This is a genomic window from Streptomyces sp. NPDC047982 (assembly GCF_043204165.1).
GTDB lineage: Bacteria > Actinomycetota > Actinomycetes > Streptomycetales > Streptomycetaceae > Streptomyces.
Map to the genome: position 1 here is coordinate 63,119 of NZ_JBIDBS010000021.1, position 15,562 is coordinate 78,680.

Genomic DNA, 15,562 nt, shown 5'->3' on the forward strand with positions numbered 1-15,562 from the left:
ACCGGGCCGTCGGGCGTGCGGCGGATCAGTGACCGGGTGCCGGTGACGGGGACACCGGGGTGGTGGAGGAGGGGCCGGCCGAGGAGGTTCCCGGCGCGCCGAGGCGTCCGTGCACGCCGCCCCCGACGTGCCGGTCGGTCCAAGCATCCCGGTACGCCTCCAGCAGCCGCAGCCAGACCTCGCTGATCGTCGGGTAGGAGGGGACGGCATGCCACAGCCGGCCGATGGGGATCTCGCCCGCGACGGCGATCGTCGCGGAGTGGAGCAGTTCCCCGATGCCCGGGCCGACGAGGGTGACCCCGAGCAGGATCTCGCGGTCGAGGTCGACGACCATGCGGGCCCGGCCCCGGTAGCCGTCCGCGTACAGGCCCGAGCCCGCCACCGCGGCGAGGTCGTGATCGACGGCGCGTACGCGGTGACCGGCCCGTTCGGCCTCGGCGAGGGTGAGGCCGACCGAGGCGGCCTCCGGATCGGTGAAGACCACCTGGGGGACGGCCGCGTGGTCGGCGGTGGCCGCGTGGGCGCCCCAGCGGCCGGTGTCCGTCGGAGTGCCGTGGGCGCGGGCGGCGATCGCGGTGCCCGCGACGCGCGCCTGGTACTTGCCCTGGTGGGTGAGGAGCGCCCGGTGGTTGACGTCGCCGACGGCGTACAGCCAGGTGAAGCCCTCGACCCGGCAGCTGTCGTCGACGGTGAGCCAGGAGCCGGGGGTCAGGCCGACCGTGTCGAGCCCGAGGTCGTCGGTGCGCGGGGCACGGCCGGTGGCGAAGAGGATCTCATCGGCCACGAGGCGCTGTCCGGTGTCCGCCTCCACGGTGACCGGGCCGCCGGGGGCGGGGCGGCGCACGGCGGTGACGGAGGTTTCGGTACGGATGTCGGCACCGGCCTCCGTCAGGGCCCGCGCGACCAGTTCACCGGCGAAGGGTTCCATCCTCGGCAGCAGCCCCCGGCCCCGGACCAGCATCGTCACCTGGGCGCCGAGCGCCTGCCAGACGGTGGCCATCTCCGTGCCGACCACGCCTCCGCCGACGATGACGAGGCGGCCGGGCACCTCCTTGGCGCTGGTCGCCTCCCGGCTGGTCCAGGGGCGGGCCCCGGCGGCGCCGGGCAGGTCGGGCACCACCGCGCGGCTTCCGGTGCACAGCGCCACGGCGTGCCGGGCCGTGAGCAGGCGCTCGGCGCCGTCGGGGGCGGTGACGGAGACGGTCCGTTCGCCGGTGAGCCTGCCCCGGCCGCGGAAGATGTCCGCGCCGATGCCCTCCAACCAGGCGACCTGTCCGTCGTCCTGCCAGTGCGAGGCGTAGATGTCCCGGCGGGCGAGGACCGCGGCCGCGTCGAGCGGTCCTCGCACGTCCCCGGCGAGGCCGGGCACGCGGCGGGCGTCGGCCCGGGCGACGACCGGGCGCAGCAGGGCCTTGCTGGGCATGCAGGCCCAGTACGAGCACTCGCCACCGATGAGTTCCGACTCGACGACCGCCGTGCTCAGGCCGGCCGCGCGCGCCCGGTCGGCGACGTTCTCGCCCACCGGCCCGGCTCCGATCACCACGACGTCGTACTCGGCGTTCAGGGAGGGATCTGTCATGGGGACAGTCTGGTCGCGGGTGTGGGCGGCGGCCACACGGGCAGGCGGAATAGCACGCGCGCCGGCGCCGTTGTGCCGGGCAGATCCGAGCCGTACAGGAAGAAGAGGGCAGAACATGAGCACCGTCGAGCTCACCAAGGAGAACTTCGACCAGGTCGTCAGCGACAACGACTTCGTCCTGATCGACTTCTGGGCTTCCTGGTGCGGCCCGTGCCGCCAGTTCGCGCCCGTGTACGACGCGGCGTCCGAGCGTCATGAGGACCTGGTCTTCGCCAAGGTCGACACGGAGGCGCAGCAGGAGCTGGCCGCGGCCTTCGACATCCGTTCCATTCCCACGCTGATGATCGTCCGGGAGAACGTCGCGGTGTTCGCGCAGCCCGGGGCGTTGCCGGAGGCGGCGCTGGAGGACGTCATCGGCCAGGCCCGGAAGCTGGACATGGACGAGGTCCGCAAGTCGATCGAGAACCAGAAGAACGGGCGGGGTCCGCAGGGACAGTAGGACCGTGAGCGCGAGAACGGCCCGGCCCACCGGTCGGGCCGTTCTCGCACCCGCTGCGGGGCATCGGTGCCCTGTGCGGGTGATCGGTGCCCGGTCCGGCGCGGGCGGCGCGGCCGCTCAGTCGTCGGCTCCGCGCCCCGGGGCCCCGGTGGTCCGCTCGTTGATGCGGACGGAGAGCCCGTAGTCCAGTTCGGCCCCGTCGACCAGCAGGGCCTCGACCGTGCGCGTCGCCGGGTCGATGTCCGCGACGACGCCCTCGCCCGCGTACCGCGGATAGCCCGACGCACCCGTCTCACCGGTCGCCGCCACGACGGCCGAACGCAGGACGACGACGTCGTCCTGCCCGGTGTCGTCGTTCCCGTCGCCACCGGTCTCGTCGGCTCCGGTCGCGGACGTCTCCTTCCCGGCGTCCGTCGCGGACGTGTCGGTGGCTTGCTCGGCGAATCCGGGAACGAGCAGGATCTCGTAACTCTGCGGATGGCTCATGGTCACGACGCTAGGCAAGCGGCGCGCGGTGCGCACGTCGCCGCTCCCCCGGGGAAGGCCGTGTTCCCCGGGGGAGCGAGCGGCGTGGGGCCCGGGGAGGCGGGGCGGGCTCAGCTCGATTCGCGGTGGACCACCTCCGCCCTGAGCAGGTCGTGGTGCTCGGGGGCGCCGCCGGGGCGGCGCACCAGCCGGTCGACGAGGTCCGCGAGCGGCTGGGCGGTGGCCGGTTCCGTCCGTACGGTGCTGAGCCGGGGGCGCAGCAGTCGGCCGAGCATCAGGTCCTCGGCACCGATCACGGCCGTCTCGCCGGGCACGTCGACCCCGGCGTCCTGCAGCGCCCGCATCAGGAGCATGGCGTAGGCGTCGTCGTACGCGAACACGGCGTCGAGTCCGAGGGTGCGCCAGCGGGCGGCGAGCCGGGCGGCCGCGTCCTCCTCGTACCGCAACGGCAGGGGTTCGACGAGGGCGGCGTGGTTCCGCACGGAGTGCCGGGCCCCGGTCAGCCGGGGTTCCGCGTACGGCACCAGGCCCTGCTCCTGCGGCATGACGACGCCGATGCGGCGACGGCCGCGGGCCAGCAGGTGACCGACGGCCCGGCCGCCGATCTCCCGTTGGTCCATGACCAGCGCATGTGCTCCGGCCACCGGCCGCGGGCCGAGGGTGATGACGGCCCTGGCCCCCGATCGCCGCAGTGTGGATATACCCTGCGGGGTCAGGGGAATGGTGCCCGGCGCGACGACGGCGACGGGACGCAGTTCGGCCCAGGCGCGGGCCGCCTCGTCGGTGCCCAGGCCCGTGCTGCCGTACCGGACCACGGTGTAGTCGAGGCCGCGCAGGCCGGATTCCAGTTCGCGCAGGAAGCGGTGGTGGAGCGGGCCGGCCGGAAGGTCGACGGTGGGCAGCAGCACGGTGCGGCTGTGTCCCGCGCGCAGGCTGCGGGCAGCGGCGTGCGGGACGTAGCCGAGTTCGGTGGCGGCCGCCCTGACCCGGTGCCGGGTGGATTCGCTGATGCGCACGGTGGTGCTGTCGTTCAGTACGTACGACACGGTGGCTCGGGAGACGCCGGCGAGTCGTGCCACATCGGCACTGGTCGGGACGGGGCCCTCGGTGGGTTGGTTCGGTAACTGGCTCATGGCGTCGGGCAGTCTCGCAGACCCGCGCGGTACGGGCGGCCCGGACGCGTCGATCCTGACACTCCGTCAGGCACGACACGGTGCCGGGCCGGTCCGTTCCGCGGCCCCGCCCGCCGGACGGTGGCTCCGGGCCGGCCCGGGCCGGCCGTCCTGGGCCGATGCGGACCGGGCACTGCGGATCCACGAGAACGGGATGCGGCGCGAAGCGTGTGCGCTGGACCGCGAGCGGTTCGGCCGGGTCGTCGGACGGCTGCGGGAGCGCTACGGCTGGGACCGACCGCCGAACACCCGGTCGAAGGCGGACCGGGTGGCGGAATCCGGCCTGCGGTCGAGGATGCCGAAGACGATCTGCTCGAAGTGTCCGGCGAACCGCCCGTCGTCGAGGAGCAGCGACCGGAACGCCCGGGCGACCTGCTCGGGATCGTTGCGGAACACTCCGCAACCCCAGGCACCGAGGACCAGTCTGCGGTAACCGCGCACGGCCGCGACCTCCAGCACCCGTTCGGCGCGGGACGCGAGCACGGCGGGGATGCGGTGGGCTTCCTCGGGGGAGCGGTCGCGGACGACCCCGGCGTTGGGCGCCGGCGAGGTGAGGAAACCGACGGTGTACGGGGTGTCGAGCAACCGCCCCTTGTCGTCGCGGAACACGGGCACGCCCGGTGAGTGGATCACCCGGTCGGTGTAGAGGGCGCTGCGCTCCGCGCGGTGACGGGCGTAGTACTCGGGCGCGCGCAGGAGTGTGGCGTGGAGGGCCGACGCTCGGCACAGGGCCTCTTCCTGGGCCTGTGCGCCGTTGAGATAGCCGCCACCAGGGTTGCGGGCGGAGGCGTAGTTGAGGACGGCGATCCTGCCGGGGCCCTCACCGGTCATCCGGTGTGCCGCGCGCAGGCTGCTCTCGTCCGTCACCTCGATGGCGGGGGTGCGGTCGGTGTCGAGTGCCGCGACGGGCACCGGCTCCGGACCGTACAGCCTGGTGCCCGAGAGCGCGGCCGTGACGGCGCGCTCGATGCTCACCTCGCGCCCGTCCGGTGTGCGGTAGCGGCCGGCCGCCACGATGTTCTCGGTCTCGCGCGCGATGGCGCGCAGGCGTGCGCTCATCGATACTCCCCCGTGTGGTGCATACCGGGCATCGTCGATGCTCCAGCAGCACCCGCGCAACCGAATTTCCGATGCGGAAGGGCACTCTTGTGCGATCCCTCCGCAGAAGTTTGGGTGGTAAGGACAAACCGAGCAGAAGGAGGTCCCGGCATGTCATCCGACGGCGTATCGGGCGACCACGGTCCGCCCGTCCATGCCCCGCCTCTCGACGAGGGCGGGGCGGAGGACTTACTGCGCTGCATATGCTTCAAGACCGGGCCGCCCCGCACCGTCGGGGTCGAACTCGAATGGCTCATCCACCACCGGGACCGGCCTCGCGTCCCGGTCCCGCCCGAACGTCTCGGCGCCGCCCGCGCGGCCCTGCGGCAGCTGCCCCTGAGCGCGGCGCTCAGCTTCGAACCCGGCGGCCAGCTCGAGCTCAGCTCGCGGCCCGCGAACTCCCTGATGGCCTGCGTGGAGGCCACGTCCGCCGACCTCGCCGCCGTGCGCGGCGCCCTCGACCGGCTGGATCTCGCGCCGGTGGGATTCGGTCTCGACCCCTGGCACCCGCCGCGCCGTGTGCTGCGCGAGCCGCGCTACGACGCCATGGAGATCTCCCTGGACCGGTCGGGTCCGGCCGGGCGCGCCATGATGTGCACCACCGCGTCCGTCCAGGTCTGTCTGGACGCCGGGGAGGAGGAACCCGGCCCGCTGGGCTACGGGCGACGCTGGCAGCTCGCTCATCTGCTGGGCGCGGTGCTGGTGGCGGTCTTCGCCAACTCGCCCCTGCGCCGGGGCCGCCGCACGCCGTGGCGGTCCGCCCGGCAGTCGCTGTGGGCCGATCTCGATCCGCGGCGGTCGCTGGCCCCGGCCGGCCATCTGCCGCCTCGCGACGCCTGGGCGGCGCATGTCCTGGACACGCCGGTGATGTGCGTACGCGACGACGCCGCACCGTGGGCCGTACCGGACGGTCTGACCTTCCGCGAGTGGATCCGTACCGGCGCCCCGAGACCCCCGGTGCGCGCCGATCTCGACTACCACATCAGCACACTCTTCCCGCCCGTGCGCCCGCGCGGGCATCTCGAACTGCGCATGATCGACGCGCAGTGCGGCACGGACGGGTGGCTGGTACCGCTCGCCGTCACGACCGCCGTGTTCGACGACCCGGAGGCCGCCGAGACCGTGTACCGCGCGGTCAAACCGCTCGCCGAGACGGCGGGGCCGCAGCCCGCTCCGCGCAATCCGTTGTGGGTGGCCGCCGCCCGTGACGGGCTGACCGACCCGGAACTACGGGCGGCGGCCTCCGTCTGCTTCGAGGCCGCGCTGGAGGCACTGCCCCGGATCGGGGCGACCACGGCCGTGCGGGACGCGGTCGCGGCGTTCGACGACCGCTTCGTCGCCCGCGGTCGCTGCCCGGCCGACGACCTCCCCGGGCCGCTCGCGCCGCGAGCGGCGGAAGGCTCCGGTCACTTCGAGGGACACCGCCCATGACCCACTCCCCCGCACCCGACACGTCCCGCCGCGGCACCCCTGCCGGGTGGAACCGGACGGACACCATGGACACCGAGGCGCTCCGCGCGCACGCCCTGGCCGCGCTGGTCGCCGCCCGGGAACGGACCGCGCTGCTCACCGACAGCGTGGACGACCACGAACTGACCGCGCAGCACTCGCCGTTGATGTCACCGCTGGTCTGGGACCTCGCGCACATCGGCAACCAGGAGGAGCTGTGGCTGCTGCGCACGGTGGCGGGCCGGGAGGCGATGCGCCCGGAGATCGACGGGCTGTACGACGCCTTCCAGCACCCCCGGGCGACCCGGCCCTCGCTGCCGTTGCTGCCGCCGGCCGAGGCCCGCTCGTACACCGCGCAGGTGAGGGACCGCGCGCTGGACGTCCTCGACGGGGCGGTGCTGCGCGACGACCGGCCCCTGCTGCGGTCCGGCTTCGCGTTCGGCATGATCGCCCAGCACGAGCAGCAGCACGACGAGACGATGCTGATCACCCATCAGTTGCGGACCGGCCCGGCCGTACTCACCGCTCCGCCGCCGCCCGCGCCCATCGACGCGGGCCCCTCGTCCGCCGAAGTCCTCGTCGAGGGCGGTCCGTTCACGATGGGCACGTCGACCGAGCCGTGGGCCCTGGACAACGAACGGCCCGCCCATGTGCGCGACGTACCGGCGTTCTTCATCGACACCACACCGGTCACCTGCGGGGCGTACCTGCGCTTCGTCGAGGACGGCGGCTACGTCGAGCGGCGCTGGTGGGCCCCGGGGGGCTGGGCGATGGTCCGCGAGCACGAGCTGACGGCCCCGCTGTTCTGGTACCGGGACGCCGGTCAGTGGCTGCGCCGCCGCTTCGGGGTGACGGAACCGGTGCCCGAGCACGAACCCGTGCTCCACGTCAGCTGGTACGAGGCGGACGCGTACGCGCGCTGGGCGGGGCGGCGGCTGCCCTCGGAGGCGGAGTGGGAGAAGGCGGCACGCCACGACCCGGCGTCGGGTCGCTCGCGGCGCTATCCGTGGGGGGACGAGGACCCGGCACCCGAGCGGGCCAACCTGGGCCAGCGCCATCTGCGCCCGGCCCCGGCGGGCGCCTACGCGGCCGGGCAGTCCCCCTTGGGCATACGGCAGTTGATCGGCGACGTGTGGGAATGGACCGCGAGCGACTTCCTGCCGTATCCGGGATTCTCGGCGTTCCCGTACCGCGAGTACTCCGAGGTCTTCTTCGGCCCGGCCCACAAGGTCTTGCGCGGCGGTTCGTTCGCCGTGGATCCCGTCGCGTGCCGGGGGACGTTCCGCAACTGGGACCTGCCGGTGCGGCGTCAGATCTTCTCCGGATTCCGCACCGCGAGGAGCGCCTGATGTGCCGTCATATCGCTTATCTGGGACCGTCGACGGCGCTCGGCGAGGTGCTGGTCCGGCCGCCGCACTGCTTGGTGCGCCAGTCCTGGACGCCGCGCCGCCAGCGGCACGGGACGGTCAACGCCGACGGCTTCGGCGTCGGCTGGTACGCGGAAGGCGACCCGGTGCCGGGCCGGTACCGGCGCGCGGGCCCCGTCTGGGGCGATGCGACGTTCGCCGATCTGGCCCGGGTGGTGCGCACCACCGCACTGCTCGCCGCGGTGCGCGACGCGACCGAGGCGGGTGCCGACGGCGAGGCCGCCGCCGCACCGTTCGCCGACGGCGAGGTGCTGTTCAGTCACAACGGCGCGGTGAAGGGCTGGCCGGGGTCCCTGGCGCCGCTCGCCGCCGCACTGCCCGCGGCCGAGCTGCTGTCCCTGCCGGCCCGCTGCGACTCGGCCCTGGTCTGGGCCCTCGTGCGGCACCGCCTGGCCGGCGGGGACCCGCTGCCGCAGGCGGTGGCCGACACCGTGCTCGACGTGGCGTCGGCGGCGCCCGGCTCACGCCTGAACCTGCTGCTGACCGACGGCACCTCGATCGTGGCGACGGCCTGGGGCGACACCCTGTGGTACCTCACCGGGCCCGGTCCGCGCACGGTCGTGGCCTCGGAGCCGTACGACGACGACCCGCGCTGGCGCGAGGTCCCCGACCTGACGCTGCTGACGGCGAGCAGCACCGACGTTCTGCTGACCCCGCTCAAGGAGCCGACCCAGTGAGCCCCTTCCTGCTGACCCGCACCCTGCCGGAGGACGCGACGGACGCGGCGCTGCGCGCCGACGTGCTGCACGGCCTGACCCGGCACCCGAAGACGCTGCCGCCCAAGTGGTTCTACGACGCGCAGGGCAGCGAGCTGTTCGAGGAGATCACCCGGCTCCCCGAGTACTACCCGACCCGTGCCGAGCGGGAGATCCTCGTCGAACGCGCCGAGGAGATCGCGCGGGCCTCCGGGGCGCGGACCCTGGTCGAGCTGGGGTCGGGCTCGTCGAACAAGACCCGGCACCTGCTGGACGCGCTGCCCGGGCTGCACAGTTACATACCGGTCGACGTCAGCGAGAGCGCGCTGCGCGGTGCGGCCGAGACGCTGCTGGCGCAGCGGCCCGGGCTCTGCGTGCATGCGCTGATCGCCGATTTCACGGGTGGTCTGGTACTTCCGGGGACCCCGGGGCCGCGGCTGGTCGCCTTCCTGGGCGGCACGATCGGCAATCTGCTGCCGGACGAGCGATCGGTGTTCCTACGATCGGTGCGGTCGTTGCTGTCCCCGGGCGACTCGCTGCTGCTCGGCACGGACCTGGTGAAGGACGAGGGCGTGCTGGTCGCGGCGTACGACGACGCGGCGGGGGTGACGGCCGAGTTCGACAAGAACGTGCTGCGGGTCGTCAACCGGGAGCTGGGGGCGGACTTCGACCCGGCGGACTTCGAGCATGTGGCGCTGTGGGACCCGGAGCGGGAGTGGATCGAGATGCGGCTGCGGGCCCGTTCGGCGCTGACGGTGAAGATCCCGGTCCTGGATCTGGTGGTGCCGTTCGAGGCGGGCGAGGAGATGCGTACGGAGGTGTCGGCCAAGTTCCGCGAGGACGGCGTGCGGGCCGAACTCGCCGGGGCCGGGTTGAGGATGGATCAGTGGTGGACGGATCGCGGTGAGCGGTTCGCGTTGTCGCTGGCGACGGCGGTCTGAACGAGACGGGCCCGGGTCCGGCGGTCCGGCGGGGCGCCGGCCGGTATCGGCGGCAGGACGTGGATCTCGGCGGTCGGTCCGGCGGACGTCACCACCCTCCAACAACGAGGCGGTGAGCGGATCGTCGCCGACGAACGCCGCCGCACCGGCCGGCGCGACGCGCTCCGCCGGTGCGGGCCGTCGCCTCCCGGCGGCCGGCCGCCATGCGCCTCGTCGCACGGCGGACCGGTCCGATAGCTGACGCGTACGGGCCGGATCTCGGCGTGCGCGTCGATCGCGGCCTGGAACACGGCGGGACCGAAGCGACCACCGCCCCGCCCGCACCAGGTCGTGCCCTCCGGGTAGGCGACCACTCGGGCGCCGCCGCGCAGCGCAGCCGCGATCTCGTGCACCGTGCCGGGCAGGGCCCGCAACCGGTGGCGGTCGACGAAGAGGGTGCCGCCCGCGGCGGCGAGCGGGCCGAGCAGCGGCCAGTCCCCCATCTCGCGCTTGGCCGGCATCCGGCCGGGGACCACGGCCGCGACGGATGTGCGGCGGCTGAATCCCGGGTGTGACCGAATCCATGTGTGCGCCGGCCGGGCGCCGCGGGCGCCCCGACGCGGGCTTCCCCGGTCCGGGCTCCCGCGACGAGAACCCGGTGGGGGTTGCGGGCGGTGCTCGCGCAGGCGTGGCTGGTTTTTCGCATGGACCATTGACCCGGTCACGTCTCGTCCTCCCCGTCCTGGACACCAATCTCTCGCGTACCCGAGCAGGGTGGGGCACCTTGGTAGAAACGAGAGGAGACAAAACATGTCAACCCACACGTATCGAGTCACCGAGATCGTGGGGACTTCCCATGAGGGCGTCGACGACGCCATACGCAGAGGTGTCGCGCGGGCTTCGGAAACGTTGCACAATCTCGACTGGTTCGAAGTCACCGAGGTTCGCGGAGACATCAGAAATGGCCGGATCGAGCACTATCAGGTGGGGCTGAAGGTGGGTTTCCGGCTCGACGAAACAGGCTGAACCGCCACGACCGGACGAGCGCGGCCGCCGGAGTACCGGACGGCAGCAGCGGCCGGATCAGCAAACGCCTCGGCCACCGGAGGCCAGGCACGCCGCTCGCGCTCCTGCGCGTCCTCGATGACGGACGACACCGCACCCCGCCGGGCCCGCACCCCCACGATGCCGGGGAGCCGTGAGGCCGGGGAGCCGGGGCAGCGGTCACGCGGATCCGTCCGTACCGGACCGCACGCCCGCACGCGGATGTGTGATCATGTACCTGCGTTCCGTATGGTTGGCAAAAAGTTGTGCAGGATGCGCATGGAACCTGAAGCATTCGTAAAGCTATATTCAGGTTCGTGGCATCCAACGTTCAACATGTGAAGCGAATACTCCTGCGTTCCGGGAAGAGTCCCTACGACGTCGTCCCCGTCGAGCGCGCTCTGCACGAGGACGTGTTCGCCACCAACGCGGGCAATCTGATCTTCAGCGATGCCGCGCACAAGATCCTGGAGACGCCGCAGGCGGAGGTGGTCTCGAACGGCATCGCCACCCGGGTCGCCGACGCCGACCGCATCAACAGCGAGTACGACGTGTTCGTCGTGCCGCTCGCCAACGCCTTCCGCCCGTCCTTCGAACGGCAGTTGGCGCGGCTGACCCAGCTCATCACCAAACTGAGGATCCCGGTCGTCGTCCCGGGCGTGGGCGCCCAGACCGGGGTCGACTACTCCGCGGAGCGGCTGCGTCCGATGAAGGACACGGTCTACGCGTTCGTGTCGGCGGTGCTCGACCACAGCGCCTCCATCGGCGTGCGCGGCGAGTTCACCGAACGGTATCTGCGGGACATGGGTTTCCGTGACGTGGATGTCATCGGCTGCCCCTCCATGTTCCTCCACGGCTCCCGGCTGGACATCCGCGAGAAGAGCGGGGCGCTCGGCCCCGGGTCCCGGATCGCCGTCAACGGATCGCACGACGCGGTGCGCAAGCACAAGCTCGGGCGGATCATCGACCGCGCCCACGCGCGCTACCCCCACCTGCGGTTCGTCGGCCAGAACCTCTCCGACGCGCGCCAGCTGCACTGGCGTGACCTGTCCCACCCCAATGCCGCCGTGACCGGCATCCCCACCCATCCCGACCACCCCATGTACCGGGAGGACAAGGTCCGGGTCTACATCGATCCCGTCACCTGGATGAACGACCTGCGGGGCTTCGACTTCTCCTTCGGCTCCCGGATCCACGGCAACATCGCGGCGCTCCTCGCCGGAACACCCGCCACCGTGCTCTGCGGCGACTCCCGGACCCTGGAACTGTGCCGCTACTTCGACATCCCGCACCGGATGCTGACGAAGGTGCCCACCGACATCGACCCCGCCGACCTCTACTCGGAGGCGGACTTCGGGCCGCTGAAGCGGGGTCACCGGGAGCGGTTCGAACGGTTCACGGGCTTCCTGGACAAGAACGGCCTGGAGAACACCTTCTCCCACGGCGACGGCGGCGCGGCGTTCGAGGCGCGGATGAGCAAGCTGGCCTTCCCCCCGGGCATCCGGCCGTGGAACGGCGACGGCGCCGCCGCGATGGGCGACCGTCTCAACTGGCTGCAGACGCAACTGACGGAGCTCGCCGCGCAGAACACCCTGCTCAAGCGGCAGCTCGCGAAGAAGGCCGCGATCCCCGCCCAGCGCTCCACCTACCAGCGGGCCCGCAGCGCCGTCGGGCGGCCCCTCAAGCGCGCCCTGCGCCCCTCGCGCTGACAGGCGTACCCGCACACATCCCGACCCGGGACGCCCCGCCCTGTCGCGGCGCCGTCCCGGGCGCCCGCCGCACCCGGTGTGCGACGCAAGCCGGCTGCGTCCCGAGGCCCTGGCCGTCACCTTCGCCGGCCGTACGATCGCCGAACTCGCCGCGCTGCCGCTCGGTTCGCTCGCCGAGGTGCTGCGCGCGGCGGACGGCGGAGTGCGGGGTCTCGACATCGCGCAGGTGCTGGATCTGACGGTGGAGTCGGCGGCCGTCTTCTTCGCCGGGACGCCCGCCGCCGAACGCGGTCTGCGCACACTGCTCGACGTCGGGCTCGGCTGTCTGCGGCTCGGCCGGCCCGCCACCGAGCTGTCGGGCGGGGAGGCGCAGCGGATCAAGCTCGCCGCCGAGCTCCAGCGCACCCGCCGGGGCCAACCGTGTACCTGGCGGACGAGCCGCCGCATCCGGCCGATGTCGACGTGCTGATGCGGCAGTTGCACGGTCTGGTCGACGCGGGTGACACGGTGGTGGTCGTCGAGCACGACATGTCGGTGGTGGCGGGCGCCGATCACGTGATCGACCTCGGGCCGGGTGGCGGCGACCGGGGCGGGCGGATCGTGGCGGCGGGCCCTCCCGCCGAGGTCGCCCGCGCGGAGGGCAGCCGTACGGCACCGTACCTCGCCGCCGCCCTCGGAACCCGCTGAACGTCCCACGCGGGTCGACTACCGCCTTTTCACCGCGGGTTGCCGACGGTGAATTCCCGGTCCCGGAAGTGGCCTGCCTCCGGGGCCGGGAACCCGCCGTGCTCTCAGCGGCGCGCCTTGCGGGTCGCCCGCAGCCACTCCTTGTTCATGGCGGCGATCGACGGCAGCGGGATGCCCTTCGGGCAGGCGGTGGCGCACTCCCCGGTGAGGGTGCAGCCGCCGAAGCCCTCGCTGTCCATCTGCGCGACCATGTCGAGGACGCGCGTCTCGCGCTCGGGGGCGCCCTGCGGCAGGACGTTGAGGTGGTTGACCTTCGCCGAGGTGAAGAGCATCGCCGAGCCGTTGGGGCAGGCGGCGACACAGGCGCCGCAGCCGATGCACTCGGCGTGCTCGAAGGCGAAGTCGGCGTCCGGCTTGGGCACGGGAGTGGCGTGTGCCTCCGGGGCGGTGCCGGTCGGGGCGCAGATGTAGCCGCCGGCCTGGATGATCCGGTCGAAGGCCGAACGGTCCACGACCAGGTCCTTGACGACCGGGAAGGCGGAGGCGCGCCAGGGTTCGATGTCGATGGTGTCGCCGTCGTGGAACGACCGCATGTGGAGCTGGCAGGTGGTGGTGCGCTCGGGGCCGTGGGCATCGCCGTTGATGACCAGGCTGCACGCCCCGCAGATCCCCTCGCGGCAGTCGTGGTCGAAGGCGACCGGATCGTCGCCGGCGAGGATGAGCTGTTCGTTGAGGGTGTCGAGCATTTCGAGGAACGACATGTCCTGCGAGATGCCGTCCACCTCGTAGGTGGACATGGCGCCGGGGGCGTCGGCGTTCTTCTGGCGCCAGACGCGCAGGGTGAGCTTCATGCGTAGCTCCGCTGGGTGGGGTGGACGTACTCGAAGACGAGGTCTTCCTTGTGCAGGACGGGTGCCTCGCCGGTGCCGGAGAACTCCCAGGCGGCGGCGTAGGAGAAGTCCTCGTCCCTGCGGGCGGCCTCGCCGTCCGGGGTCTGGGACTCCTCGCGGAAGTGGCCTCCGCAGGACTCGGTGCGGTGCAGGGCGTCGAGGCACATGAGCTCGGCGAGCTCCAGGTAGTCGACGATGCGGTTGGCCTTCTCCAGGGACTGGTTGAACTCCTCGCCGGAGCCCGGCACCTTGATCCGGCGCCAGAACTCCTCGCGGATCTCAGGAACCCGTGCGAGCGCCGTGCGCAGCCCCTGCTCGTTGCGGGCCATGCCGCAGTACTCCCACATCAGTTCGCCGATCTCGCGGTGGAAGGAGTCGGGGGTGCGGTCGCCGTCGACGGAGAGCAGCAGGTTGAGCCGGTCCTCGGTCTCGGCGACGACCTCCTCGACGGCGGGGTGCGAGGCGTCGACGTCGTCGTGGTGCGGGTTGCGGGCCAGGTAGTCGTTGATGGTGGAGGGCAGGACGAAGTACCCGTCGGCGAGTCCCTGCATCAGCGCGGAGGCGCCGAGGCGGTTGGCGCCGTGGTCGGAGAAGTTGGCCTCCCCGATGGCGAAGAGGCCCGGGATGGTGGTCTGGAGGTCGTAGTCGACCCACAGTCCGCCCATCGTGTAGTGCACGGCCGGGTAGATCCGCATCGGTGTCTCGTACGGGTTCTCCGCGGTGATCCGCGCGTACATGTCGAAGAGGTTGCCGTACTTCTCCTCGACCCCGGCCCGGCCCATGCGTTGGATGGCCTCGGCGAAGTCCAGGTAGACGCCCTGGCCGCCCGGTCCCACGCCGCGCCCTTCGTCGCAGACGTTCTTCGCGGCGCGGGAGGCGATGTCACGGGGCACGAGGTTGCCGAAGGACGGGTAGATGCGTTCCAGGTAGTAGTCGCGCTCGTTCTCGGGAATCTCGTTGGCGGGGCGGTTGTCACCCTTGGCCTTCGGCACCCAGATCCGGCCGTCGTTGCGCAGCGACTCGCTCATCAGCGTCAGCTTGGACTGGTGGTCGCCGGTGCGCGGGATGCAGGTGGGGTGGATCTGGGTGAAGCAGGGGTTGGCGAAGTAGGCGCCTCGGCGGTGGGCCCGCCAGACGGCGGTGGCGTTGGAGTTCATGGCGTTCGTCGACAGGTAGAAGACGTTGCCGTAGCCGCCGCTGGCCAGGACGACGGCGTCGGCGAAGTAGGTGTCGGTCTTCCCGGTGACGAGGTCGCGGGCGACGATGCCGCGGGCCCTGCCGTCGACGACGATCAGGTCGAGCATCTCGGTGCGGGCGTGCATCTCGACGTTGCCCGCGGCGATCTGCCGCGACAGCGCCTGGTAGGCGCCGAGCAGGAGCTGCTGCCCGGTCTGGCCGCGGGCGTAGAAGGTACGGGAGACCTGGACGCCGCCGAAGGAGCGGTTGTCGAGCAGGCCGCCGTACTCGCGGGCGAAGGGGACGCCCTGGGCGACGCACTGGTCGATGATCTCGACGGAGATCTGGGCGAGCCGGTGGACGTTGGACTCGCGGGCGCGGAAGTCGCCGCCCTTGACCGTGTCGTAGAAGAGCCGGTGGATCGAGTCGCCGTCGTTGCGGTAGTTCTTCGCGGCGTTGATGCCGCCCTGCGCGGCGACGGAGTGGGCGCGACGGGGCGAGTCCTGGAAGCAGAACTGGACGACGTGGTAGCCCTGTTCGGCGAGGGTCGCGCCGGCCGAACCGCCGGCGAGGCCGGTGCCGACGACGATGACGGTGTGCTTGCGGCGGTTGGCCGGGTTGACCAGCTTGGCCTGGAAGCGGCGGGTGTCCCAGCGTTCGGCGATCGGGCCGACGGGGGCCTTGGTGTCGGTGACGGGCGCGCCGGTCTCGTAGTGCGTGTAGTCGCTCAT

The 15,562-nt window shown here is 72.3% G+C and carries 14 protein-coding genes and 2 pseudogenes; 9 read left to right on the forward strand and 7 right to left on the reverse strand.

What is annotated here, in order from left to right:
* Positions 1–25: 25 nt before the first annotated feature.
* On the reverse strand, positions 26–1,579 hold the full coding sequence (locus tag ACGF2V_RS24370) for an NAD(P)/FAD-dependent oxidoreductase (RefSeq protein ID WP_362709077.1): 1,554 nt from the start codon (positions 1,577–1,579) through the stop codon (positions 26–28).
* 115 nt (positions 1,580–1,694) lie between these two features.
* On the opposite strand from ACGF2V_RS24370, the gene trxA reads away from it, so the two are divergent.
* Positions 1,695–2,078, forward strand: coding sequence for a thioredoxin (gene trxA / locus ACGF2V_RS24375; RefSeq protein WP_362624597.1), 384 nt, complete (start codon positions 1,695–1,697; stop codon positions 2,076–2,078).
* 117 nt (positions 2,079–2,195) lie between these two features.
* Here the strand turns inward: trxA and ACGF2V_RS24380 are convergent, their stop codons facing one another.
* Both ACGF2V_RS24380 and ACGF2V_RS24385 read right to left on the reverse strand, forming a co-directional pair.
* On the reverse strand, positions 2,196–2,564 hold the full coding sequence (locus tag ACGF2V_RS24380) for a hypothetical protein (RefSeq protein WP_362624599.1): 369 nt from the start codon (positions 2,562–2,564) through the stop codon (positions 2,196–2,198).
* Positions 2,565–2,674: 110 nt separating this feature from the next.
* A complete protein-coding gene (locus ACGF2V_RS24385) occupies positions 2,675–3,697 on the reverse strand; it encodes a LacI family DNA-binding transcriptional regulator (protein WP_362624600.1) in 1,023 nt (340 codons plus the stop codon).
* A gap of 124 nt (positions 3,698–3,821) precedes the next feature.
* Between ACGF2V_RS24385 and ACGF2V_RS24390 the strand changes: the two are divergent.
* Positions 3,822–3,968, forward strand: a pseudogene (locus ACGF2V_RS24390) (type II toxin-antitoxin system PemK/MazF family toxin); the annotation flags it as partial.
* On the opposite strand, the gene ACGF2V_RS24395 reads toward ACGF2V_RS24390, so the two are convergent.
* Positions 3,959–4,795 (reverse strand): TIGR02452 family protein, encoded by an 837-nt coding sequence (locus tag ACGF2V_RS24395; RefSeq protein WP_362709074.1) that lies wholly within the window; start codon positions 4,793–4,795, stop codon positions 3,959–3,961. The pseudogene ACGF2V_RS24390 and the gene ACGF2V_RS24395 overlap by 10 nt on opposite strands.
* Before the next feature lie 150 nt (positions 4,796–4,945).
* Between ACGF2V_RS24395 and egtA the strand changes: the two genes are divergently transcribed.
* Genes egtA through egtD form a run of 4 tightly spaced genes read left to right on the forward strand, consistent with a single transcriptional unit; the run spans position 4,946 to position 9,346 of the window.
* A complete protein-coding gene (egtA, locus tag ACGF2V_RS24400) occupies positions 4,946–6,265 on the forward strand; it encodes an ergothioneine biosynthesis glutamate--cysteine ligase EgtA (protein ID WP_362624604.1) in 1,320 nt (439 codons plus the stop codon).
* Positions 6,262–7,632: an ergothioneine biosynthesis protein EgtB gene (egtB, locus tag ACGF2V_RS24405; protein WP_392913073.1), complete on the forward strand. Its 1,371-nt coding sequence runs from the start codon at positions 6,262–6,264 to the stop codon at positions 7,630–7,632. Before egtA ends, egtB begins: the two co-directional genes overlap by 4 nt.
* Complete coding sequence (gene egtC / locus ACGF2V_RS24410) at positions 7,632–8,387, forward strand: ergothioneine biosynthesis protein EgtC (protein WP_362709071.1); 756 nt, start codon at positions 7,632–7,634, stop codon at positions 8,385–8,387. Before egtB ends, egtC begins: the two co-directional genes overlap by 1 nt.
* On the forward strand, positions 8,384–9,346 hold the full coding sequence (egtD, locus tag ACGF2V_RS24415; RefSeq protein WP_362624607.1) for an L-histidine N(alpha)-methyltransferase: 963 nt from the start codon (positions 8,384–8,386) through the stop codon (positions 9,344–9,346). The genes egtC and egtD overlap by 4 nt, the downstream gene beginning before the upstream one ends.
* On the opposite strand, the gene ACGF2V_RS24420 is transcribed toward egtD, so the two are convergent.
* Complete coding sequence (locus ACGF2V_RS24420; protein ID WP_362624609.1) at positions 9,289–9,846, reverse strand: lysophospholipid acyltransferase family protein; 558 nt, start codon at positions 9,844–9,846, stop codon at positions 9,289–9,291. The genes egtD and ACGF2V_RS24420 overlap by 58 nt on opposite strands.
* 289 nt (positions 9,847–10,135) lie before the next feature.
* On the opposite strand from ACGF2V_RS24420, the gene ACGF2V_RS24425 reads away from it, so the two are divergent.
* The 3 genes and pseudogenes from ACGF2V_RS24425 to ACGF2V_RS24435 all read left to right on the forward strand — a co-directional run.
* A complete protein-coding gene (locus ACGF2V_RS24425) occupies positions 10,136–10,351 on the forward strand; it encodes a dodecin (protein WP_362624611.1) in 216 nt (71 codons plus the stop codon).
* Between the two features lie 356 nt (positions 10,352–10,707).
* Positions 10,708–12,078, forward strand: coding sequence for a polysaccharide pyruvyl transferase family protein (locus tag ACGF2V_RS24430; protein ID WP_362624612.1), 1,371 nt, complete (start codon positions 10,708–10,710; stop codon positions 12,076–12,078).
* 208 nt (positions 12,079–12,286) lie between these two features.
* Positions 12,287–12,765 (forward strand): annotated as a pseudogene (locus tag ACGF2V_RS24435) (ABC transporter); the annotation flags it as partial.
* Between the two features lie 104 nt (positions 12,766–12,869).
* Here the strand turns inward: ACGF2V_RS24435 and ACGF2V_RS24440 are convergent.
* The gene (locus ACGF2V_RS24440) at positions 12,870–13,616 is read right to left on the reverse strand and encodes a succinate dehydrogenase/fumarate reductase iron-sulfur subunit (protein ID WP_362624614.1); all 747 of its coding nucleotides are present in this window, start codon (positions 13,614–13,616) and stop codon (positions 12,870–12,872) included.
* Positions 13,613–15,562 carry a fumarate reductase/succinate dehydrogenase flavoprotein subunit gene (locus ACGF2V_RS24445; protein WP_362624616.1) on the reverse strand — a complete coding sequence of 650 codons (1,950 nt, stop codon included), beginning with the start codon at positions 15,560–15,562 and terminating at the stop codon, positions 13,613–13,615. Before ACGF2V_RS24445 ends, ACGF2V_RS24440 begins: the two co-directional genes overlap by 4 nt.

Coding starts and splice junctions, on each gene's coding strand:
- ACGF2V_RS24370 (WP_362709077.1), bottom strand. CDS start 1,579: ATGACAGATCCCTCCCTGAACGCCGAGTACGACGTCGTGGTGATCGGA.
- trxA (WP_362624597.1), top strand. CDS start 1,695: ATGAGCACCGTCGAGCTCACCAAGGAGAACTTCGACCAGGTCGTCAGC.
- ACGF2V_RS24380 (WP_362624599.1), bottom strand. CDS start 2,564: ATGAGCCATCCGCAGAGTTACGAGATCCTGCTCGTTCCCGGATTCGCC.
- ACGF2V_RS24385 (WP_362624600.1), bottom strand. CDS start 3,697: ATGAGCCAGTTACCGAACCAACCCACCGAGGGCCCCGTCCCGACCAGT.
- ACGF2V_RS24395 (WP_362709074.1), bottom strand. CDS start 4,795: ATGAGCGCACGCCTGCGCGCCATCGCGCGCGAGACCGAGAACATCGTG.
- egtA (WP_362624604.1), top strand. CDS start 4,946: ATGTCATCCGACGGCGTATCGGGCGACCACGGTCCGCCCGTCCATGCC.
- egtB (WP_392913073.1), top strand. CDS start 6,262: ATGACCCACTCCCCCGCACCCGACACGTCCCGCCGCGGCACCCCTGCC.
- egtC (WP_362709071.1), top strand. CDS start 7,632: ATGTGCCGTCATATCGCTTATCTGGGACCGTCGACGGCGCTCGGCGAG.
- ACGF2V_RS24420 (WP_362624609.1), bottom strand. CDS start 9,846: ATGCCGGCCAAGCGCGAGATGGGGGACTGGCCGCTGCTCGGCCCGCTC.
- ACGF2V_RS24425 (WP_362624611.1), top strand. CDS start 10,136: ATGTCAACCCACACGTATCGAGTCACCGAGATCGTGGGGACTTCCCAT.
- ACGF2V_RS24440 (WP_362624614.1), bottom strand. CDS start 13,616: ATGAAGCTCACCCTGCGCGTCTGGCGCCAGAAGAACGCCGACGCCCCC.
- ACGF2V_RS24445 (WP_362624616.1), bottom strand. CDS start 15,562: ATGAGCGACTACACGCACTACGAGACCGGCGCGCCCGTCACCGACACC.